Source organism: Sorangium sp. So ce693 (genome assembly GCF_051521375.1).
Classification (GTDB): domain Bacteria; phylum Myxococcota_A; class Polyangia; order Polyangiales; family Polyangiaceae; genus Sorangium; species Sorangium atrum.
Genome location: NZ_CP150347.1, coordinates 1951252 through 1971602, shown reverse-complemented (window position 1 = coordinate 1971602; position 20351 = coordinate 1951252). Strand labels below are relative to the sequence as shown.

Annotated in this window: 16 protein-coding genes; 7 read left to right on the top strand and 9 right to left on the bottom strand. The window is 71.6% G+C overall.

Going from position 1 to position 20351, the window contains the following annotated elements; all coding sequences use genetic code 11:
* Window positions 1-172 precede the first annotated feature (172 nt).
* The 3 genes from WMF14_RS07480 to WMF14_RS07470 form a co-directional block, all read right to left on the bottom strand.
* Entirely contained in the window at window positions 173-1132 is a 960-nt protein-coding gene (locus tag WMF14_RS07480; protein WP_437799585.1) for a phosphotransferase, read from the bottom strand.
* Window positions 1129-1671 carry a hypothetical protein gene (locus WMF14_RS07475; RefSeq protein WP_437328078.1) on the bottom strand — a complete coding sequence of 181 codons (543 nt, stop codon included), beginning with the start codon at window positions 1669-1671 and terminating at the stop codon, window positions 1129-1131. The genes WMF14_RS07480 and WMF14_RS07475 overlap by 4 nt, the downstream gene beginning before the upstream one ends.
* 269 nt (window positions 1672-1940) lie before the next feature.
* Window positions 1941-3440: an FAD-dependent monooxygenase gene (locus WMF14_RS07470; RefSeq protein ID WP_437799583.1), complete on the bottom strand. Its 1500-nt coding sequence runs from the start codon at window positions 3438-3440 to the stop codon at window positions 1941-1943.
* Between the two features lie 111 nt (window positions 3441-3551).
* On the opposite strand from WMF14_RS07470, the gene WMF14_RS07465 reads away from it, so the two are divergent.
* Entirely contained in the window at window positions 3552-4256 is a 705-nt protein-coding gene (locus WMF14_RS07465; RefSeq protein WP_437799581.1) for a TetR/AcrR family transcriptional regulator C-terminal domain-containing protein, read from the top strand.
* Between the two features lie 146 nt (window positions 4257-4402).
* Here WMF14_RS07465 and WMF14_RS07460 read toward each other — a convergent pair whose 3' ends face one another.
* Window positions 4403-5428 carry a hypothetical protein gene (locus WMF14_RS07460; RefSeq protein ID WP_437799579.1) on the bottom strand — a complete coding sequence of 342 codons (1026 nt, stop codon included), beginning with the start codon at window positions 5426-5428 and terminating at the stop codon, window positions 4403-4405.
* Window positions 5429-5733: 305 nt separating this feature from the next.
* Here WMF14_RS07460 and WMF14_RS07455 point away from each other — a divergent pair, with 305 nt between their 5' ends.
* Window positions 5734-6570: a cyclase family protein gene (locus WMF14_RS07455; protein WP_437799577.1), complete on the top strand. Its 837-nt coding sequence runs from the start codon at window positions 5734-5736 to the stop codon at window positions 6568-6570.
* Between the two features lie 64 nt (window positions 6571-6634).
* Here WMF14_RS07455 and WMF14_RS07450 read toward each other — a convergent pair whose 3' ends face one another.
* Entirely contained in the window at window positions 6635-7024 is a 390-nt protein-coding gene (locus WMF14_RS07450) for a tautomerase family protein (RefSeq protein ID WP_437799575.1), read from the bottom strand.
* Window positions 7025-7201: 177 nt separating this feature from the next.
* Complete coding sequence (locus tag WMF14_RS07445) at window positions 7202-9133, bottom strand: D-glucuronyl C5-epimerase family protein (RefSeq protein ID WP_437799573.1); 1932 nt, start codon at window positions 9131-9133, stop codon at window positions 7202-7204.
* A 168-nt stretch (window positions 9134-9301) separates the two neighbouring features.
* Here WMF14_RS07445 and WMF14_RS07440 point away from each other — a divergent pair, with 168 nt between their 5' ends.
* From WMF14_RS07440 to WMF14_RS07425, 4 genes are all read left to right on the top strand, one after another.
* Window positions 9302-10468, top strand: coding sequence for an RtcB family protein (locus WMF14_RS07440; RefSeq protein ID WP_437799571.1), 1167 nt, complete (start codon window positions 9302-9304; stop codon window positions 10466-10468).
* 145 nt (window positions 10469-10613) lie between these two features.
* The gene (locus tag WMF14_RS07435; protein ID WP_437799569.1) at window positions 10614-12389 is read left to right on the top strand and encodes a Rieske 2Fe-2S domain-containing protein; all 1776 of its coding nucleotides are present in this window, start codon (window positions 10614-10616) and stop codon (window positions 12387-12389) included.
* 73 nt (window positions 12390-12462) lie between these two features.
* Complete coding sequence (locus tag WMF14_RS07430; protein WP_272100966.1) at window positions 12463-13350, top strand: serine/threonine-protein kinase; 888 nt, start codon at window positions 12463-12465, stop codon at window positions 13348-13350.
* A 5-nt stretch (window positions 13351-13355) separates the two neighbouring features.
* Window positions 13356-14675: a GNAT family N-acetyltransferase gene (locus WMF14_RS07425; RefSeq protein ID WP_437799566.1), complete on the top strand. Its 1320-nt coding sequence runs from the start codon at window positions 13356-13358 to the stop codon at window positions 14673-14675.
* Between the two features lie 10 nt (window positions 14676-14685).
* On the opposite strand, the gene glgX is transcribed toward WMF14_RS07425, so the two are convergent.
* Together glgX and WMF14_RS07415 are read right to left on the bottom strand one after the other, a co-directional pair.
* Window positions 14686-16815, bottom strand: coding sequence for a glycogen debranching protein GlgX (glgX, locus tag WMF14_RS07420; RefSeq protein WP_272100964.1), 2130 nt, complete (start codon window positions 16813-16815; stop codon window positions 14686-14688).
* 78 nt (window positions 16816-16893) lie between these two features.
* Window positions 16894-17145, bottom strand: coding sequence for a hypothetical protein (locus WMF14_RS07415; RefSeq protein ID WP_437799564.1), 252 nt, complete (start codon window positions 17143-17145; stop codon window positions 16894-16896).
* Between the two features lie 619 nt (window positions 17146-17764).
* Here WMF14_RS07415 and WMF14_RS07410 point away from each other — a divergent pair.
* A complete protein-coding gene (locus WMF14_RS07410; protein WP_272100962.1) occupies window positions 17765-18898 on the top strand; it encodes a hypothetical protein in 1134 nt (377 codons plus the stop codon).
* Between the two features lie 254 nt (window positions 18899-19152).
* Here WMF14_RS07410 and WMF14_RS07405 read toward each other — a convergent pair whose 3' ends face one another.
* Window positions 19153-20346 carry a glycosyltransferase family 4 protein gene (locus tag WMF14_RS07405; protein WP_437799562.1) on the bottom strand — a complete coding sequence of 398 codons (1194 nt, stop codon included), beginning with the start codon at window positions 20344-20346 and terminating at the stop codon, window positions 19153-19155.
* Window positions 20347-20351 lie beyond the last annotated feature (5 nt).

The window sequence follows — 20351 nt, the reverse complement described above, 5'->3', positions numbered from 1 at the left end:
GAGTCCCCACAGGGGGACCCCGAGTCTCCCTGAATGTGCTGCTGTCGTGCTGCACAGCCGCCCGGTCGCGTCCCGACTGGCAACGTCACGCCGCCCGCTGAGCTCGCTGGAGATCATCGAGGTGGGTCGCGATCCTTGCTGCGGGCTCGCGCCTCAGGCCGTCAGCGTGGCGTCATGGCAAGCCGCGCAGGACGTCGAGCGCCCGGGCTTCCCGCCGCACCTCGCGCAGGAAGGCGGCGGCGACGACGCCGGGGTGCGTTCGCTCCGGCGCGGCGCCGAACGCGGCGAGGACCTCCGCGAGCGGGCGGGACGCGTCATCTTCGGGAGGCGGCCCGCCGAGGCGGGCAGCCCCGAAGAAGAAGCTCGCAGCGTAGAAGGCGAGGGCGATGGCGCGCGCCAGACGCGCTCGCTCGCGCTCGCCGTCGTTCGCGGGCCTCCCGAGGTACGCCTCGAGCAGCGCCTCCCGCTGCTCAGGCCGCGGGTACGCAAAGACCCCGAGCTGCGCGAGATCGATGAACGGATCTCCCGCGCCCGCGTGGGTCCAGTCGACGAAGTACACGCGCTCGGCCGCCACGAGCACGTTGTTCGGGTTGAGGTCGCGATGACACGCGGCCGCGTGCGCGTGGGGCGCGCTCACACGCTCCAGCTCGGCGATGGTGCGCACGAGCTCGGCTGGCAGGCCCACGCCTGCGAGCGCGGCGCACTGCGCGTCGAGAAAGCGCAGGAAGTCCATGCGCGACGGGCCGCGCGGGAACGGCGGACCGTCGTGGAGCCGCCGCAACGCCGCCGCGACCCGCTCGATCTGCGTCGGATCGCTCGTCGGGCGGAGCGGCGTCCCCGCGATGCGGTCCATGATCGTCACGCCCGTCCGCGCGTCCGCGTGGTGCAGGCGCGGCGCGACGCCGCGCTCGGACGCGACGCGCATGCACGCGCTCTCGCGCGCGGCGCGCTCAGGATCGCTCGGATCGAGCGCGAAGCGCTTCGCGACGTACGGCGCGCCGTCGACGACGAACGCGATCAGCGCGGCGCCGGAGAACCCGCCGGAGAGCGAGGTCACGTCCTGGACCGGGCGCCCCGGGAACGCGGCCTCGAGCGCGGCGGTGACGTCCGGGTGCAGCTCCGGGGCGCTCATGCCCACCCCCGCATCGAGGCGAGCCGCTTTGCGTAGAGGCGGCTCCGCGCGGCGACATCGGCAGGCCGTGCCCAGTCCCACCCGATCGCCTGCCAGTCCGGGTCGTCGGGATCGAGCCCGAGCGACGCGACGAACGCGCGATCGGCGACGAAGAAGTGGTGTTTGTACGCGAGGAGATAGCCGGGCGACGCCTCCGGCAGCGCCTCGACGTGGGCGCGCGCCTCCTCGTAGGTCGCGAACCAGTGGTGCAGCACGCCGCCATCCCGGCCGTAGAGCAGCGTCCCGAGCTCGGGCGCTCCGGGCTCTCCCGCGAGGGCGAGGCGCGCGCGCTCCCAGCTCGAGAAGCCGCACTCGCGCGCGACCACCGCGAGGCAGTGCTTCCGGCGGATGCCGGCGACGGCCGCGGCGAGCGCGGCCTCGTCGGCGCGCCCGAGCTCGGGCAGCGCGCGCAGGCGCAAAAGCGCCTTGGCGTCGTTCGACGCGAGCTGCTTGTGCAGCAGCTCAGCGCGGGTCTTCAGCTCGCGAACGGGATCCATCATGGACGTCTCCTCTCGAATCGGCCGCTACCCGCTCCCTCGGCCCGAGGATGTCGACGTGGTCATGACGGTGCGAGGTGACTCGCGGTCGTCGCGTCGCAGGGTGAAAGGCTTCTTTCCGGCGGGGAGGGCGCCCCTGCGCACCCTGGCCAGAAGCTAGCGCTTCGCGTCGGGGCGCGCCAGACCGAATCCAGGAGCGTGCGGGCTGAACGCGGGCGTCGGTGCGCCACCTTCTCCACCTCTTCCGAAGGTGTGAGCGCACCCTCGCGGCCTCACGCGGGCCCGCACCAGGACTCGAGCGCGCCCCTCAGATCGGCGAGGCACGTCGCCCGTCGGGCGGCGTCGCTCGCCCACGCGACGTGCCCGTCCGGCCTCACCAGGAGCGCATCGAGGGCGGCGAGATCGCTCTCCGGCGCGGCCGTCGCGCGGACGACGTCGACGCGATCGCTCCACGCCGCGCCTGCCTCCCGGAGATCGACCGCACCGGTGAGGTCGAGCAGGACGAACCGGCCCGTGGGGAGCAGCTCGTACAGCCGCGCGGCGCCGCGGTCCGTCACGAGCGCGCGATCGGGCGCCCGCCTGCCGACCCAGGGGTGCGCCGCCGCCGTGTCGCCGGGCGGATACGCGACATCCAGCGCGCTCACGAGCTCGGAGATCCGCCGATTGACGGGCTCCATGGCGAGCAAGTCGCTCATCATCTTTCGGAGCGCCAGCCCCGCCTCCGAGACGTCGCCGAGCTTCGTTTGAACCTCCGTGTTGCGCCCCACGGCCAGGCCCACGGGGTGGCGCTCGTCATGATAGCTGTCCAGGAGGCGGGGCGGCGCCCAGCCGTTCACCTCGGCAGCGAGCTTCCATCCGAGGTTCATCGCGTCTTGCAGTCCGACGTTGAGCCCCTGGCCGCCGGCGGGAAAGTGGATGTGCGCCGCGTCGCCCGCGAGCAGGACCCGCCCACGCCGGTACCGCTCGGCGACCCGCGTCGCATTGCCGAAGCGCGACAGCCACCGCGGATCGCGCATCCCGAAGCCCCTCCCGACGATCCTCGCGACGCCGCTCTCGAGCTCCCCGAGCGTGACCGGCTCGGACGTGGGCACATGAGCCCGCTCCGGGTCGAACACGACGAAGCGATAGATGCCCTCGTGATCGCCGGGTGGAAGCGGGGCCGCCAGCACGGAGCCGCGCGAGCACGTGTGCCTGAACGGCCTGGCCGGAGGCTCGTCGAGCTCCACATCGCCCAGGATGGCCGTCACTGTCGTCTCCGTGCCCGGAAACCCGATGCCGCTCGAGCGCCGCACGGTGCTCCTCGCTCCGTCGCACCCCACCACGTAACGCGCGCGCTCCTCGACCTGCCCCTCGGGGCCTTCGACCCGCAGGGCGACCTCGCCTTCGCTCTCCGCGACCTCGACGACCGAATAACCGCGCTGGATCTCGGCGCCCAGCTCCCGGGCCCGCTCCTCCAGGAGCGCCTCCGTCTGGGCCTGGGCTAGCCACAGCGTGTACGGGTGCCGCGTGTCGAGGCGCGAGAAGTCGAGCGAGGTGTCGAGCCACGCGAAGTGCCCTGCCGGCATCGGCACACCCCGGCGCTGGAAGCGGTCCACGATCCCGCGCTGATCGAGGATCTCCAGGCTCCTCGGGTGCACCGTGAGCGCGCGCGATTGCTCGGTGCGCGTCCGCCGCTGCTCCAGCACACGGACCCGGACCTTCGCGAGCGCGAGCTCCGAAGCCAGCAACATCCCTACCGGGCCACCTCCAACCACCACAACATCATTTTGCATCGGCATTGAAACCTCCACGCCCCGAACTCTAACAACGTTAGAGTAAATTGAACGGTGTTAGAGTCAAGGCCGTGCTTCGACTTCCGGGCGCGAGCGAGGGAAGGACCGACGATGCGGCTACGACGTGAGCAGGTCGTCGCGACGGCGCTGCGTCTCCTGAACGACGTCGGGCTCGATGCGCTGACGATGCGCCGGCTCGGGCAGGAGCTGGATGTCCAGGCGGCGACGCTCTACTGGCACATCAAGAACAAGGAGGAGCTGCTCGACGCGATGGCGGAGGCCATGCTGGCGGGCTGCGCGGAGAGCGTGCCGGTAGCGCTCTCGGGGATGGAGCGCGCGGCGGACATGGGCGAGCGGCTCCGCCGGGCGCTCCTCGCGCACCGCGACGGGGCGCGGGTGTTCGCGGGGACCTACGTCGCGCAGGACAACACGCTGCGGGTCTCGGAGGTGCTGATCGGCGCGCTGAGCGACGCCGGTCTCTCCCCGCGCGCCGCGGCGTGGGGGTGCTGGTCGATCGTGTACTACGTGATCGGCTTCGCCCTCGAGGAGCAGGCCCTGGTGGTCCGCCCGGGAGCGGACCGCGGCAAGGCCGATCCAGCGCTCTTCCGCGAGGCGGTGGAGCGAGGAGCTTACCCGCACCTCGCGGCGGCGCTCCCGCACCTCCTGAGCGCCGACACGGACGCGCGGTTCCGGTACGGGCTGGAGCTCATCCTCAAGGGACTTGAAGCGGAGCTCGAAGCGGCGCCGCGACCGAGGGAGTCCAGGAACTCGCCGCACGCCGGAGCCAAGAAGCGGGCGCCCCGCCGGAGCGGCTGACCGCCGCCGGCGGGGATGGCCGGCCCGCTGGGGCCGACGGTCGCTCCCGACCTGGGCCGCGCCGCTGCGGCTCCTGCGCTGCGGCTGCGCTTACCTGGGTCGAATCGCCGCGATCACGCGCGCGGAGAACCATCCTCCCGCGGAGTTCACGACGTGCGAAGCGGCTCCGCGAGCCAGCGCACCAGCGCGTCGGCCTCGAGATCGAGCAAGGCATCCTCGACCTCGCCCGGGCCGATCGCGCGGGCTCGCTCGATGATCGAGCGCTCTTCTTCGGCCGTCGGTCGCCGCCCGATCCGCCGGGCGAAGAGCCGGCCGAGCAGCTCCGCGATCGCCTGCTGCTTGCCGCGCTCCTCCCCGCGCTCCTCGCCGCGTCGCTCCCCGCGCTCCTCGCCGCGTCGCTCCCCGCGCTCCTCGCCGCGCCGCTCCCCGCGCTCCTCGCCGCGTCGCTCCCCGCGTCGCTCGGCCTCGATGATCATCTCCCCGATGATCGGCGTGCGCCGGAGCAGCCCCTCTTCCTTGTCCTCCACCATCACGACGAGCTCCTTCAGCAGATTATGCCCCCAGGGATCGATGGTGGCCATCACCAGGAGCGCCGTGTACAGCTCGGCCCGCTCCTCGGGGGTGGCCGCCCCCGTATGGATCTCCGCGACGACCTGCCTCAGCGCCGCCAGGGTCGCGTTCCGGGCGAGAGGCGCGAACACCAGCCAGAGCACGCTGCCGCGCGCGCGCAGCTCGGAGACCGTGCGCTGGTAGACGGCGTCGATGCGGAAGTGCGCGCCGCTGAACGGCCGCCCCGGCCACGCGATACAGCGTTTGCCCGTCGCCGGCAGTCGCCGCCTGCGGCCCGACAGGACCACGGCAACGCTCTCGATCGGCGGCACCGCCTCCCCGTGAGCATCGAGGCGCAGCGCGGCGAAGAGGAAGCCGAGGTACTCGAAGACGCGATCCGGAACGTCGTCGCGGAGCGCGAAGCAGAACTCGACGTGCAGCACGCGCGGCTCGCCGTCGATCCGCAAGCGAATGGCCTTGTCGAGGCGACGCTCGATGTTCGTGACCTGGCTGTCGACCCAGCCGAGGACCTCGACGGGACGGCCCTCCGGAACGAGAGCGCGCACCAGGTCCTCGGGGCGCCTCCGGGCGAGGTGGCGAAGCGTGATGTCGGCGTCTCCCATGCGCGGCATCCATGGCAGCGCGCGTACCAGGGGCGCAGGCCGCTGAAATCAGCCGAATCCAGGGTGTGGCGTGGCGCCAGGCAGGTGGCGGCGCCATGGCGGGCGCGGGTCGGGGCCGACCGGCGAGCGCGCCTCGGATAGAGCCGACCGGGCAGCGCCGCGATCGCCTGCGGCTGGCCACGCTCCCGTCCTCGTCGCTCCCTGCGCTCTTGCCCGCGCGCGACGTCGGGATCGATGCCCCGGCGCGAGGCCGGTGACAGAATCATCTCACGCGGCCGGTAGCATGGCCGGCCAGGAGGGGCTCGATGCGAACGTTGATCTCGACGGTTATCCTGCTCGCCGCGCTCTCGGCGGGCTGCGCGGCGGAGCAGGCGGGAGCGCTGGGCAACACCTCTGCTGGCGCCGGCGCGAGCGCCATCCGCCTGCCCGAGGGCGCGCGGCTCGTCGATCTGACCTATCCCTTCGACGACAAGACCATTTACTGGCCCACGGCGACGACCGGCTTTGCCCACGAGACGGTGCACTACGGCAAGACCGAGGGCGGTTACTTCTACTCCGCATATACGCTCTGCGCGCCGGAGCATGGCGGCACGCACCTCGACGCGCCCATCCACTTCGCCGAGGGCAAATCGACCGCAGACGCCGTGCCCCTATCGCGCCTCGTCGGCTCCGCCGTGGTGGTGGATGTGTCGGCCGCCGCGTCCAGGGACCGCGACTACCTCGTGACCAGGGCGGACATCGAGGCGTTCGAGCGGGCGCACGGCGCCATCGAGCCGCTCACCATCGTGCTGATCCGGACGGGCTGGGGCGCGCGCTGGCCTGACAAGAAGAGGTATCTCGGCGACGATCGGCCTGGCCACGCCGAGGCGCTGCACTTCCCCGGCATCGGCGAGGACGCCGCGCGGGCGCTCGTCGCGCGGAACGTGGGCGCGGTCGGCATCGATACGGCGAGCATCGACAACGGCCCGTCGAAGGATTTCATCACCCATCGGGTGCTGCTCGGGGCGGATATCCCCGCGTTCGAGAACGTCGCCTCGATGGAGTCGCTGCCTCCGCGGGGCGCGCTCGTCATCGCGCTCCCGATGAAGATCCGCGCCGGCTCCGGCGGGCCGCTGCGCATCGTGGCCGCGCTGCCGCGCTGACCGCCGGATCCGCACCGGCGCCCGGCCCGCGCTGCCGCGCGGGGAAGCCCGCGAGCGCCCGGACCTAGAGGTTGATCTTGTAGTTCAGCTTGACCTCGTCGCCGTGCATCCCGCGAAACCCCCAGTCGTGGGGCGGCGACTCCGAGATGCAGATCTCGATGTCCTGGTGCTCGATCCCGACCTCGTCCCGGATCTTGTCGAACAGCAGCCGCACGAGCTTCTTCTTCGTCTCCACGCTGCGCCCGGTGATCATCGATATCTCGATGATCGTATAGGCGTCTGTGCGCCCGCCCGGCGCCAGCATGTCCTCGCGCTCCATCGGGAAGAAGCGATGCGCCCGCTTGTCCTGCGGCATCTGCAGCGCCTCCATGACGCAGGCGTGGATCACCCTCGACAGGGCCTCCTTCACCGGATTGAGCTTCTCCTTGATTCCGTAGATCTTCACCTGAGCCATGCGCGGTTCTCCTGGAACAACGTCAAATCATCCATGCCACTCTGCTCTCGCCTCTCGATCGCGCCGAAGGCGCGGTCCGCCGGCTCTCCGGCTCTCGGGCGCCCCGCTCGGCGAAGCGACGCCGGGCCGCGGCCGCGCGCCCTCCGGCGACGCCATCCCCGTCTGCGCGCGCTCTCTTCAGTCGTCCGCGTCGTCGCCCTTCGGCCCGGACTGCCCCGCGGCGGCCTCCTCGCCCTCGTCCTCGGGGGGCCCCGCGCCCGCCGCGTCCGCGGAGAGCGCCATCCGCTCGGCGAGGGGCCGCTCGGGCAGCGTGAGCAGCGGGCCGTCGCCGAGATCGCCGATCATGTTGAGGTACGCGTTCATCGCGTGGCACACCGAGTCGGTGCGCACGTAGCGATCCCTGACGCTCCAGAACACGCCGCCGGCGGCCGCCTGCGGGTTCTTCACAACGAACGAGCTCTCCGGACCGTACGTGTACTGCAAGAGCAACCGGATCGCGGCGACCACCGCATCCTTGTACCGATCGCAGCCCTCGGTGCCCTTCTTCCGGCAGTGGTGGTACACCTCCGACATCACCTCGGCGAGCCAGCCGCTCCCGCTGCTCGACAGCGACCGCTGCCAGCGGCCGTAGCGGTAGGCGTCCTCGGGCCTGCGCCACTGCCGCTTCACGAGGTCGTCGGCGCAGCGGAAGACGGTCTGCTCGACGCGCTGGTCGCCGCCGGCCTTGGCAAAGTCGAGGAGCGACTGGACCGCCCACGAGCTCGAGATCGGGTTGGGCTTCCTGTAGTCGTCGCCGAGGAAACACCCTTTCTCTGCGATCCTGGCGAGCAGGTAGTCCGCTGTCCGGGCCGCGGCGTCGAGGTACTTCTTGTTCTTCGTGGCCCGGTAGGTGCGCGACAGGGCGGAGAGGACCTGCCCCGTGTAGAGCGTCGAGTCCTTGCCCTGGACCTTCCACGCTCCGCCCTCCTGCCCGATCAGGGCCGAGCGCACGCTGCCGTCCGGCCGCTGCATCGAGATCAGCCACTCGGCCGCGAGCACGGCGGACTCGAGGTACCTCTTGTCCTTCGTGACGCCGTGGAGCTCGAGGAGCGTGAAGATCGACTTCGACGCCGTGCCGACGACCAGCCGGCGCTCGGGCCGCTCGCGCTCCAGGTCGAACGCGTAGAAGAAGCCGCCGGCCGTGCGATCGCGCGCCTCGCGGCTCTGCATGCCCATCATGAAGCCGGCGGCCTCCGTCGCCAGGCGGAGCAGGCGCTCGTCGGGCTTGTAGGCGTGCAGCTTGAGCAGCGTCAGCGCCGTGGACGCGGTGTAGATCGTGTGCAGCTCGCGCTCGAACCGGTCCGCGGGGGCGTGGTAGTACTTGTGAACCCCCTTGTGCCGTGGATCGATGACGCGCAAGAGATAGCCTTTGCCGTCCTCGATGCGCCGCGCGAGGAGGGCCTTGTCGAGGGCGCGGACCGGCACGAGCCCCTCGACGAGCTCGACGCCCTTCCCCGGGCGCTCGACGCTCTCCACCATCGACTCGTGATGATCCGGCAGCTCCACGACCAGCCGCGCGCCCGCGAGCGCGCTCGTCATCGCCGCCGCGCCGCCCGCCGCGGCCACGGCCCTGCGCGCGGCGTCCTTCAGCGCGACGCAGAGCCCCGCGTCCGACGCCTCCCCGCGGGCGATCTGCTTCCCCTCCCGAAAGCCCATCACGACGGCGCGGAAGGGGCGTTTGGACGAGAGGGCGAGATCGCACGTCACCTTGTCACCGCCCGCCGCCACCTGACGGACGAAGGCGACGGCGCGATCGCGGAAGGCGCCGTTGTCGAGCTCGGCGCCCGCGCCCCCGTTCTCCGGCGCCTGGATCACCGGGTCGGGCACCCGGGGCAGGTTCGCCGCGATCTGGGCCGCGAAGCGGTCGTCGCCCGGGGGAAGGGCGCGCTGTCCACCTTCCGCACCTTCCGCACCTTCCGCGGCGCTGGCCGTCGCGGAAGGTGCAGCGGCGGGCTTCCCGGCCGCGGGGTCCTCGCTCGGCTTGCGGCCGTCACAACCGCTCGTGACCCCACACGACAGAGCGGCGAAGGCCGCCAGGGTTGCGATGGAGAGCACGCGAGCAGACGGCATGGACAAGGACCCCGAAGCGGCGATTCGACGCGTATCAAGAACCCAGAGGTCCCGCAAGGCCGAACGGGGTAGCCGCGCGCCTCGCGATGCGCCCGCACGCGCGCCTCGCGATTCGGCCGCATGCGCCCTCGCTATTCGCCTGCATGCGCCCCGCGCTATTCTGCCCGCATGGGACCCGCGCAGATCAAGGGCAAGAACGTGGACATCAAGCTGTGGACCCGGCCGGACGAGGTCGAGGCGATCGCGCTGGAGCAGCTGCGGAACATCAGCGCCCTGCCCTGGGTGTTCCACCACGTCGCCGCCATGCCCGACGTCCACTTCGGCAAGGGCGCGACCGTCGGCTCGGTCATCGCGATGCGGGACGCGGTCGCGCCGGCCGCCGTCGGCGTCGACATCGGCTGCGGGATGGGCGCGCTCCGCACGAACCTCACCGCGGCCGATCTGCCCGACGACCTCCGGCGGATCCGCAGCGACATCGAGCGGGCGATCCCCGTCGGGTTCGCCGCCCACGACGCCCCGCCGGAGGGGTTCGAGCGCCTCCCGCTCTGGGACGAGTTCGCGAGCCTGAGCCCGAAGGTCCAGGGGCTGTTCGCGCGGGCGCGCTGTCAGCTCGGCACGCTGGGGGGCGGCAACCACTTCATCGAGCTCTGCCTCGACACGGACGGCGGCGTGTGGCTGATGCTCCACTCCGGCTCTCGCAACATCGGCAAGGAGCTCGCCGAGATCCACATCGCCACGGCGAAGAAGCTCGCCCACAACCGCGACCTGCCCGATCGCGATCTCGCGGTGTTCCTCGCCGGCACCCCGGAGATGAAGGCCTACCGGCACGACCTCTTCTGGGCGCAGCGGTACGCGCGGACGAACCGCGAGGCCATGTTCCACCTCGCCGAGGGCGTCCTCCGCCGGCACTTCCCCGAGCTCGCGATCCAGGAAGCCATCTACTGCCATCACAATTACGTGGCAGAAGAGTGTCATTTCGGCGAAGAGGTGCTGGTGACGCGCAAAGGCGCGATCCGAGCGGGCAAGGGCGAGCTCGGCATCATTCCCGGCTCGATGGGCACGCGCTCGTACATCGTCCGCGGCCTCGGCAACCTCGAGGCGTTCGAGAGCGCCTCGCACGGCGCGGGGCGCAGGATGAGCCGCGGCGAGGCGAAGCGGCGCTTCACGGTCGGCGATCTGGCCGCGCAGACGGCCGGGGTCGAGTGCCGCAAGGATGGCGGCGTCCTCGACGAGATCCCCTCCGCCTACAAACCGATCGAGCGCGTCATGGAAGACCAGCGCGATCTCGTGGAAATCGTCGCCGAGCTCCGGCAGGTCCTCTGCGTGAAGGGGTGAGCGACCGGCGCGGGTCCGGACAGGGAACTTTTCGCGGCGGCCCCGTTCGCGGCCCCTCCCCGCCCCGCTCTCGGCTACGATGCACGTCGCGTTCACGACGCGCGCCGCGTACCCACCGCGGCGCGCACCGCCGCGCGGAGAAGCCATGAAGTCGGACTGGATCGATCTGGGCCCCCTCTCCGAATTTCCGGCGGAGGTGCCCGTGCTGCGCAAGGACGACGCGGGGCGGCGCTTCGCCTGCGTCCTCCGGGGCGGCGAGGTCCACGCGCTCGACGATCGCTGCCCGCACCAGGGTTACCCGCTCTCTCAGGGCGCGCTGCGCGACGGCGTGCTGACCTGCGCGTGGCACAACTGGAAGTTCGAGCTCGCCTCGGGCGCCTGCACGTTCGGCGGCGAGCCCGTGCGGCGCTACGCCACCCGCATCGACGACGGGCGCGTACAGCTCAACCGGGCCGTCGACACCGCGGCCGAGGTGCGGCGCCTCGTCGCCGGCCTGCGGGAGGCCGTCGTGCGCGACGAGCCGGCGCGCGCCCTGCGCGAGGGCCTCCGGCTGGGCGCGCTCGGGCTCCACCGGGGGGAGACCGGCCTCGGCAGCCTGCACCTCGCGTTCGAGGTGCTCGCCAGGGACGGGGCGGAGCGCGCCGAGTACGGCTTCGATCACGGCCTCGCCCTGCTCGCGGACCTCTGCGCCTGGGTCGAGCGCGGCTGGATCCCCGCCGAGGAAGCGTTCGTGGTCGCCGCCCACGCGATCGGCGAGGCGTCGACCCGGCTAGGCCCCCGCGGCAAGGGCCACGGCAAGGTGGGGGCCCGCTCGCCCCTCGCGCGCATCGCCGACTTCGAGCTCGACGAGCCCACGAAGGTGAGCGAGGCGCTCGCGGCGGAGCGCCGCGACGAGGCCGAGGCGCGGATGCGCGAGCTCGTCGAGATCCGCGGCACGGCCGGCGCGCGCCGCGCGCTCATGCCCTTCGTCGCGCAGCACCTGTACGACTACGGGCACGGCGCCATCTTCCTCTCGAAGGCGCTCGAGCTGGCCGAGCGGTTCTCGTCCGCCGCCGACGAGGTCCTCGCCGCCTCCACGGTGCAGCTCGCCTGGGCGACCGCCGACACGAGCCTGCCCCCCTTCACCGCCACGCGCGCCGCGCTCGCGCGCCTCGCCGATCTGGCCCTGCCCGGCCCCGACGGCGCCGCGGCGGCCACGCGCCCGGACGCGGCGCCGCTCGAGGGCGCGGAGCGCGCCGCCTTCGAGGCCGAGGTGCTCGCAGGAGAGCAGCCGGCCGTCGAGGCGACGGTGCGCTGGCTCGCGCGCGGCGCCGGGCCGCTCGCGCTGCTCGGCGCGATCGGCCACGCCGCCGCCGTCCGCCTCGCGCGCTTCGACTCGGCCTGGGAAGCGCGCCTCGACGCCGAGGTCGGGGTGCTCGACGTCACCCACGCCGTCACCTTCGCGGAGGCGGCGGCGGCGCTCGGGCGCGAGGCCCTCCCGCGCGAGGCCGCGCAGCTCGCGGTGCTCGCGGCCGGCTTCGTCGGCAAGCTCCGCAAAGCGGACGCCGCCGCGCCGCAGGCGTCCTCTACGACTCACGGGCGAGGCGGCGGGCTGCTCCAGGCGGTGGAGGCGCGCGACGTCGGCGCGGCGCTCGCGATCGCGCGGGAGCTCGACGCCGCGGGTCGCCGGCGCGCGTTCGCCGAGCTCGCCCCCTTCGCCGCGTTCGACGCCGCGGTGAGGCCCATTTTCACGGCGCACGCCGTGAAGACGCTCGAGGCGCTGGAGCGGCTCGAGTCGTCCGATCCTCGGCCCGACGGCGCGTACCTCGCGGCGCTGCTCACCCACGTCGTCCCCGTCCGGCGGGAGCTCTCCGCGCGCCGGATCGCGGCTGTGGCCAAGAAGTTCATGTCCGATGGGCGGCCACCCGACGGGCTGTATTGAGCGGGCCGCCCGCCCGGCGGACGGAGACCGGAGAAACGTGCACTGGTGCAAGCATCATTCATACTGACTGTCTATGCGGCTTGAGCCTGGATCCCACGTAGCGCCGCACCTGACGCTCGACAGCCTCCTCCGGATGGGAGGCGTCGGCAGCATCTGGACGGCGCATCACCTCGGGCTCGGCAAGGAGGTCGCCGTCAAGTTCATCTCTGCGTCGCTCGCGACCGATGCGACCGCGGTCGCCCGGTTCCACCGCGAAGGCGCGCTCATGACGAGGATCAAGAGCCCCCACGTGGCCGAGGTGTACGAGCACGGCGTCGCCGCCAACGGCCTCTCGTACATCGTGATGGAGCTGCTGCGGGGCGAGGAGCTGTCCGACCTGCTAGCGCGCGCCGGGCGCCTCCCCCTGGAGGAGACACTCGCCCTCGTCTCGCAGCTCTGCGCGGGGCTCACCGCCGCGCACAAGCTCGGCATCATTCACCGGGACATCACGCCACAGCACGTCTTCCTCGCCGACACCGACGGAGGCACCTGCGTCAAGCTGCTCGATTTCGGGGTCGCCAGGGGCGATGTCGACCCGGATGGGACCACGCTGACGAACACGGGCGCGGTGGTCGGCAGCCTCGTTTATATGAGCCCGGAGCAGTTCTTCAACCCGAAGCTGGTCGACGGCCGCTCGGATCTCTGGTCCGTGGGCGTCATGGCCTACCACGCGCTCACCGGCGCGCCGCCGTTCGAGCAGAAGGGGATCGAGGCCCTCCTCGGCGCCATCCGGATCGGCACCTTCTCGCCTCCGAGCCAGCGTTGCGCCGAGATCACGCCTGCCCTCGACGCGTGGTTCGTCAAGGCGCTTGCCCGTGAGCCGTCCGGCCGCTTCGGATCGGCCGAGGAGATGTCCGAAGCGCTCCGCCGGGCCGCCGCCGGGCCGCCGGGCCCAGGGAGCGCGCCTCCCAAGGTAGATTGACCGGCATGGCCCGCGCCCGCACCCCGAGCCGTTCCAACCATGAGCTCGTGTTTCGCAGCGCCCGCAAGGGCGAGGAGGGCACCCTCGCGACGGTCGCCTACCGCGCGTTCCAGGCGGGTGATCCAGAGGCGTGGCTGCGGTATTTCACCGAGCACGCGCACCTCGCCCTCGACAACGTGATCGTCGCGGAGACCGACGGCCAGCTCGTCGGGTACGTCGCCTCGCTCGACCTGACGATGAGCTTCGCGGGCGCGGACGTGCCGTTCCAGGGCCTCTCCTCCGTGGCGGTGCTCCCGGAGTTCCGCCGCCGGGGCATCGCGGATCGGCTCGTCCGCGAGAGCCTCCGCCGCATGCGCCGCCGGGGCGAGGCGCTCACCCTGCTCCACCCTTTCCGGCTCTCGTTCTACCGGAGGTTCGGCTTCGGCGTCTGCGAGCTCCGCGACGTCGTGCGCACCTCGCCCGATCGGCTCCCGGACTCGGTGCTGCGCCGCCACGTGCGGGCCTTCTCCCGCCCGCGGGACGAGCCGCTCATCAAGCAGGCCTACGACGTCGCGCGGGCCGACACGACGGGGCAGCTGAAGCGGAGCGACTACTGGTGGGACGTGCGCGTCTTCAAGCGCTCTCCGAGCGGCGCCGTCTACGTGGATCCGGGCTCCAAGGCGATCGCCGGCTACCTGTTCTTCGACGTCCCGGAGGGCGGCGCCTACGGCGCCCAGCAGCTGGTCGTCCGCGAGCTCCACGCGCCGACGCCGGGCGCTTACCGCGGGCTCATCGGCTTCCTCGGCGCGCTCGGCGATCAGTACGAGGTCGTGGAGCTGACGCTCCCGCGCGGCCAGGGCGCGCCGCTGCTCGACGAGCCCGGCATCCGCGACGAGCCGATCGTGTACGAGACGGCGGCCCGGCACCCCGGCCTGTGCCCGCCCGCGCACACGGCGCAGCGGCGCAGCGTCCTCGGCCTGACGGCGGCGGGCGCGATGGGGCGCATCGTCGACGTCGCCGCCGCGCTCGCGCTGCACCCGTCGCCGCGGAAGCACGGCGTCCGCGGCGCCATCGGCGTCGACGTCGAGGACCCCGTGTTCACGGACGCGCCGCGTGCCTTCGACGTCACCTTCGCGGCGCGCGGCGTCCAGACGGCGCCCGGCAGCACGGCGGGAGACCGCCTCTCGCTCTCCATCGAGCGGCTCACGCAGATCTATTTCGGCGCCGCCTCGGCGCGCGATCTCCTGGGCCAGGGCTTCGTGGTGGGCAGCGCCAAGGCGGCCGCCCTCCTCGACGCCGCGTTCGCCGGCCCCCCCCTCTTCCTCGGCACCTTCAACGCGTTCTGAGCGCCCCGCACTAGGCGCCTCGCCTGCTCCGGAGGAAGAGCTTGAGCGAGCGCGACGTCAGCGCCGTCTCTTCCCCGCCCCTCCGCGTCTCGACCGCGGCGTCATCGTGGGTGTCCACGAGGAGCTGCCACGGCCTGGCATCGTCGGCGAAGGGGAGGAGGAAGCCCAGGTCGCACGGCGACGCGTTGAGCAGCAGGACGAAGTCGTCGTCGACCAGCCGATCGCCCGCCTCGTCCACGTCGTCGAGCCCCTCTCCCGACAGGAACACGCCGACGCACTGCGTGAACGGGTTCGACCAGTCCTCGTCGGTCATGAGCTCCCCGTCCGGGCGGTACCACTGGATATCGTAGGTCTTGCCGCCGCGGATCGGGCGCCCCTTGAAGAAGATCGAGCGCCTGAGCGCTGGGTGCTCGTGCCGGATGCGGAGGCATTTGCGCGTGAACTCGAGGAGCGCCCGCGACGATTCGTCCCAGCCCCACGGCTGCCACGTGAGCGGGCTGTCCTGGCAATACCCGTTGTTGTTCCCTTCCTGCGTGCGCCCCCGCTCATCGCCGTGGAGGATCATCGGAGTCCCCTGCGAGAACAGGAGCGACGCCATGATGTTCCGCGCCTGCCGCGCCCGCAGCTTCAGGATCTCGGGGTCGTCGGTCGGCCCCTCGACGCCGCAGTTCCACGAGCGGTTATCGTCGGCGCCGTCGCAGCCCCCCTCCCCGTTCGCCTCGTTGTGCTTCTCGTTGTAGGAGACGAGATCCGCCAGGGTGAAGCCGTCGTGAGCCGTGACGAAGTTGATGCTCGTGTACGGCTTGCGCCCGCTGTTCTCGTAGAGGTCGCTGCTCCCCGTGATCCGGAACCCGAGATCGGAGGCGATGCCGCCGGAGCCCCGCCAGAAATCGCGCAGCGTGTCCCGATAACGGCCGTTCCACTCCGCCCAGCGCACCGGGAAATTGCCCACCTGGTAGCCGCCGGGGCCCACGTCCCAGGGCTCGGCGATGAGCTTCACCTGGCTGAGCACCGGGTCCTGGTGGATGATCGTGAAGAAGCTCGAGAGCTGGTCGACGTCGTGGAGGCCGCGCGCCAGCGCCGCCGCGAGGTCGAAGCGGAACCCGTCCACGTGCATCTCGAGGACCCAGTACCGCAAGGAGTCCATGATCAGCTGGAGCGTCTGCGGGTGACGCACGTTGAGGGTGTTCCCCGTGCCCGTGTAGTCGAAATAGTAGCGCTCGTTGCCAGGGACGAGGCGGTAGTAGGTCGGGTTGTCGATGCCGCGCAGGCTCAGCGTCGGGCCCAGGTGGTTGCCCTCCGCCGTGTGGTTGTAGACGACATCGAGGATGACCTCGATGCCGGCGGCGTGGAGCGCCTTCACCATCTCCTTGAACTGACGCACCTCCGACGCCACCTCGGCGCCTGCGCGGTACCCGACGTCCGGCGCGAAGAAGCCTATCGAGTGGTATCCCCAGTAGTTCCGGAGCCCCTTGTCGAGCAGGAATTTCTCGTGCACGAAGGCGTGCACGGGCAGGAGCTCGATGGCCGTGATGCCGAGATACCGCAGGTATCCGATGATGGCCGGGTGGGCGATGCCAAGGTAGGTCCCGCGGAGCTCCTCGGGGATCTCCGGGTGCTGCATCGTCAGGCCGCGGACGTGCGCCTCGTAGATGACGCTGCGGTGGAACGGCACGTACGGGCGCCGGTCCCCGCCCCAGTCGAAGGACGGGTCGATGACGACGCCGAGCGGGGCGCCGAGCGCCTCCCCCTCGGCCATGGCGAGGTCGCCGTCGGGCTCGCCGCTCCGGTGGGCGAACGCGCCCGCGTCCCACTGGACCCGCGAGGCGAGCGCCTTCGCGTACGGATCGAGCAGGCGCACCCGCGGATTGAAGCGCAACCCCCGCTCCGGCGCCCACGGGCCGTGCACGCGATACGCGTATTTCTGCCCGGGCCCGACCTCCGGCACGTAGACGTGCCAGACGAGGGAGGTGCGGTGACGCATCGGCAGGCGTTGCTCGTTCCCCTCATCGTCGACGAGGCACAGATCCACCGCCTCGGCGTTCTCTGAAAAGAGGGCGAACTGCGTTCCAATACCGTCCCATGTCGCGCCCAGCGGGTACGGATCCCCCGGGCGCAATCCTTTGCGCTTGTGGCTCATGCTGGTCTCGGTTTCGCGATCCACGGCTGGGGCGGCACCCCCTCGGGCCTCGGCGCCCCGGCCGGCGTGTTTGCGCGGCTAGGCGACGTGAGGGCGCCGGCTGCCCATGGCGTCGGTCACGATATCCGCGACGCTCCGTGCCATCCCCTCCGCAATGCGGAGCGCCTGCGCCTCATCCCCCTCCGGGGTGCACACCCTGAGGCGCTCGATCATGTCCACGAGCCGCCGGGCTAGCTCGCACGCCTCGGTCATGGAAGCTGGTGACTCGAGGGAGGCCCTCCGCGGGAGGGAGACCATCTCTTCGCTCGGCGTCATCGTGGTCGACATCATGCCTGGCTCCTTATCAGTGATGGCTGCGGTCCGCACCCCCCAGAGCAGGCGTCGTGCCAGCGCGGCTCCGGTGCGGATGCTCACCGTAGACACAACGGTGAGTGCTCGGCTGACAGACTGGGCGGCACAAACCGCCACAGGTGGGGCGATTTGTCCCCCTCACAGCCCATCCTCGCTCGGCAGGCGGGGTAGCGCAACGAACAGCCAGATGCAAAAATTGAAGACACGATGCATACCGTACGGGTTCGCTGTACGGAGGCTGTTCGGGACGGCCGCTCGGGCTCCGCTGGGGGTGTGCTCGAGCTTCCATGGCCTCTGCGCATCCCTTGCCGTGGGGGCGGGCGGGCCGTGTGCGCTCGCAGCTTGCGGGACGAGGACGGCGTCGCGCGCGCCTCACGGGGGACGAACGTGGCGAGCACGATCGCGGCGCGGGCCCTGCCTTACGCGCGCCGTCCGGGAGGCAGGTGGGCCGCGCTCCGCGCGACGTCGCGTGAGACCGCGAGGTGATCCTGATCGCTGCGCGGCCCCGAGGCGGCTATGGCTACGCCCGGGGGGGCCAGGTTAGTATCCGTTCCTCCGCGGCGGCCGCCGGTCCAACGCGTCGCGGTCGAGAGAGCACATGATCGGAACACTCCAGGCGAAGCTCCAGTATCTCAAGAACAAGAACCTCCACAACTGGCTCGGCGGCTACGCCCGGCAGAGGATCGAGAACGCCCGTGCTCCGCGTCCGCTCGGTCCGCGGCACCTGCTCTTCGCGGTCTGCGATCACTGGGAGCCAGGGTGGGAGAACGCCACACCGGAGGTCGGCGACGCGCGGGTGAGGGCGTGGTCGAAGGGGTATCCCGAGATGGCTGGCGCGTACCGCGACGCGGACGGCCGGCACCCGCGTCACAGCTTCTTCTTTCCGGGGGAGCAGTACACGCCCGGGTGGCTCGACGCGCTGGCGGACCTCACGCGCAGCGGCTTCGGCGAGGTGGAGCTGCACCTGCACCACCACAACGACACGGAGGAGAACCTGCGCGCGGACATCCTCAGGTACCTGGACATCCTGGGGAAGCACGGGCATTTCTCGCGCGACCCGGACGGGCGCATGCGTTACGGGTTCATCCACGGCAACTGGTGCCTGGCGAACTCCGGGCGGGACTCGCGGAACTGCGGAGTCGACGCGGAGCTCCCGCTCCTCTTCGAGACGGGCTGCTATGCCGACTACACGTTCCCGTCGGCACCCGACGAGTCGCAGCACTCCATCGTGAACCAGATCTACTGGCCGACGGGCAACCTGGCGCGCCGGAGCGCCCACGCCGTGGGGGCGCGAGCCAAGGTCGGCGAGGTGCTGGAGGACAGGATCCTGATGATCGAGGGCCCGCTCGCGCTCGCGCTGACGCGCCGGGGGAGCCGGGTGCGGATGCGGATGGAGTACGGCGCGCTCCAGGCGGTCGATCCGCCGACGCCGGACCGGGTGAAGACGTGGGTGGATCAGAACATCCACGTCGAGGGGAGGCCCGAGTGGGTGTTCGTCAAGGTCTACACGCACGGTGCGCCCGAGGAACAGGCGGAGTCGCTGCTCGGCGCCGGGGGCCACGCGCTGCACCGGGAGCTCACCACCCGTTACAACGATGGCAAGGAGTGGGTGCTCCACTACGTGACCGCGCGGGAGATGTACAATATCGCGATCGCCGCGCTCGAGGGAAAGACGGGCAATCCCGGTGACTACAGGGATCACCGCCTGAAGCCGCCGCCCTGCGCGAGCTGACGCGACCAGTCCCCCTCCGACAACACCGTAGGCCCTCGGCGCAGAGCGTTAACCAAGCTTCGCGCCGCGTTCTCCTACATCCGAACGTTTACGTGGTCGTGAACGTGGTCGTGAACGTTTACGTGGTCGTGAACGTGGTCGTGGTCGTGGTCGTGGTCGTCAACGGTAGGCCGTGAACGACCACGACCACGACCACGTTCACGACCACGTAAACGTTCACGTTGGTGTCCGTCGCGCGGGCCGGACAACGCGCCTCAGCCCGGTCCGCGACCGCTCTGTTCGCGGAGGACCTCCTTCAGGAGCGCGTGATAGCGCTCCCCCACGACGTCCCATGACAGAGCCCCCACGCTGCCCCGCAGGGCCTCCGGCTCCCATGCCGTGTCCATCGCTCGCGTCAACGCGGCCCCGAGCGCCCCGGGATCGCCGGGAGGGACGAGGAGGCCATTGCCCCCGTGCCCTTCGCGGACGAGCTCCGGCACTCCGCCGACACGGGTTCCGACGACGGGGCGGCCCGAGGCGAGCGCCTCCAGGACGACGTTCGGGCAGCCCTCGCGGCGGCTCGGCAGGCAGAACACGTCGCACGCGGCCATGTAGTCGGGGATCTCGACGGGCAGCGCCCAGCCGAACAGCCGCACGCGATCGCCCAGGCCGAGCGCGCTCACCTTCGCGCGCAGCGGCTCGAGCAGCTCGCCACCGCCCACCATCATCAGGTGAATGTCGCGGCGGCCCGCCCGGTCGAGGTGGGCCATCGCGTCCACGAGGACGTCCACGCCCTTCTCGGGCACGTGATAACCGGCGTACAGCACCACCTTCGCGTCCGCCGGGACGCCGAAGCGCCGCCGCGGCTCGGCCCGATCCCGGATCGCGAACCGCGCGCCATCGACCGCGTTGTGCTGCACCACGACGCGCTCCCGCGGCACCCCGAGCTCGACCAGGCGCTCTCCGAGCGCCCCGCTCACCGCGACCACCCGGGCGCAGCGCTGGAGCGCCGGCGCGATCTGGGCCCGCAGCGCGGCGTTCCTCGGCTGCTCGTTGATGTCGCTGCCGAGCACCGTCGTGACGACAGGCACCCCCGCCTCCCGCGCGAACGCCTCCGCGGCGACGGTGTCGGGATAGGCCCACGCGGCCAGGATCGCGTCGTACGGGAACTCGCGCCGCAGCCCCGCCATCGTGCGCCGGAGCGATGCGCGGAGCGCCTGCGCGTGCAGGCTCGGCAGCCCCGGGATCGACCAGTACGTGGGGAACAGCGCGTCGATGCCGGTGTGCGCCTCGCGCGTGCCGCCGAAGAGCTCCCGTGACGCCCCGCGCGCGCGCGTCCACCAGGGGATCGGGGCCACGAGCCGGAGCTCGCAGCGGCGCGCGAGCGCCCTGTACGTGTGATAGCTGTACGGCGCCATCGTCGGCAGCCGCGTGGAAGGGTAATGATGGGTGAAGACCAGTACCTTCATCGCGC

What these genes read in the sequence shown, in the direction of transcription:
- WMF14_RS07480 (WP_437799585.1), bottom strand. Translation starts at nt 1,132, where the DNA reads ATGAGCGCCCCGGAGCTGCACCCGGACGTCACCGCCGCGCTCGAGGCC.
- WMF14_RS07475 (WP_437328078.1), bottom strand. Translation starts at nt 1,671, where the DNA reads ATGATGGATCCCGTTCGCGAGCTGAAGACCCGCGCTGAGCTGCTGCAC.
- WMF14_RS07470 (WP_437799583.1), bottom strand. Translation starts at nt 3,440, where the DNA reads ATGCAAAATGATGTTGTGGTGGTTGGAGGTGGCCCGGTAGGGATGTTG.
- WMF14_RS07465 (WP_437799581.1), top strand. Translation starts at nt 3,552, where the DNA reads ATGCGGCTACGACGTGAGCAGGTCGTCGCGACGGCGCTGCGTCTCCTG.
- WMF14_RS07460 (WP_437799579.1), bottom strand. Translation starts at nt 5,428, where the DNA reads ATGGGAGACGCCGACATCACGCTTCGCCACCTCGCCCGGAGGCGCCCC.
- WMF14_RS07455 (WP_437799577.1), top strand. Translation starts at nt 5,734, where the DNA reads ATGCGAACGTTGATCTCGACGGTTATCCTGCTCGCCGCGCTCTCGGCG.
- WMF14_RS07450 (WP_437799575.1), bottom strand. Translation starts at nt 7,024, where the DNA reads ATGGCTCAGGTGAAGATCTACGGAATCAAGGAGAAGCTCAATCCGGTG.
- WMF14_RS07445 (WP_437799573.1), bottom strand. Translation starts at nt 9,133, where the DNA reads ATGCCGTCTGCTCGCGTGCTCTCCATCGCAACCCTGGCGGCCTTCGCC.
- WMF14_RS07440 (WP_437799571.1), top strand. Translation starts at nt 9,302, where the DNA reads ATGGGACCCGCGCAGATCAAGGGCAAGAACGTGGACATCAAGCTGTGG.
- WMF14_RS07435 (WP_437799569.1), top strand. Translation starts at nt 10,614, where the DNA reads ATGAAGTCGGACTGGATCGATCTGGGCCCCCTCTCCGAATTTCCGGCG.
- WMF14_RS07430 (WP_272100966.1), top strand. Translation starts at nt 12,463, where the DNA reads ATGCGGCTTGAGCCTGGATCCCACGTAGCGCCGCACCTGACGCTCGAC.
- WMF14_RS07425 (WP_437799566.1), top strand. Translation starts at nt 13,356, where the DNA reads ATGGCCCGCGCCCGCACCCCGAGCCGTTCCAACCATGAGCTCGTGTTT.
- glgX (WP_272100964.1), bottom strand. Translation starts at nt 16,815, where the DNA reads ATGAGCCACAAGCGCAAAGGATTGCGCCCGGGGGATCCGTACCCGCTG.
- WMF14_RS07415 (WP_437799564.1), bottom strand. Translation starts at nt 17,145, where the DNA reads ATGATGTCGACCACGATGACGCCGAGCGAAGAGATGGTCTCCCTCCCG.
- WMF14_RS07410 (WP_272100962.1), top strand. Translation starts at nt 17,765, where the DNA reads ATGATCGGAACACTCCAGGCGAAGCTCCAGTATCTCAAGAACAAGAAC.
- WMF14_RS07405 (WP_437799562.1), bottom strand. Translation starts at nt 20,346, where the DNA reads ATGAAGGTACTGGTCTTCACCCATCATTACCCTTCCACGCGGCTGCCG.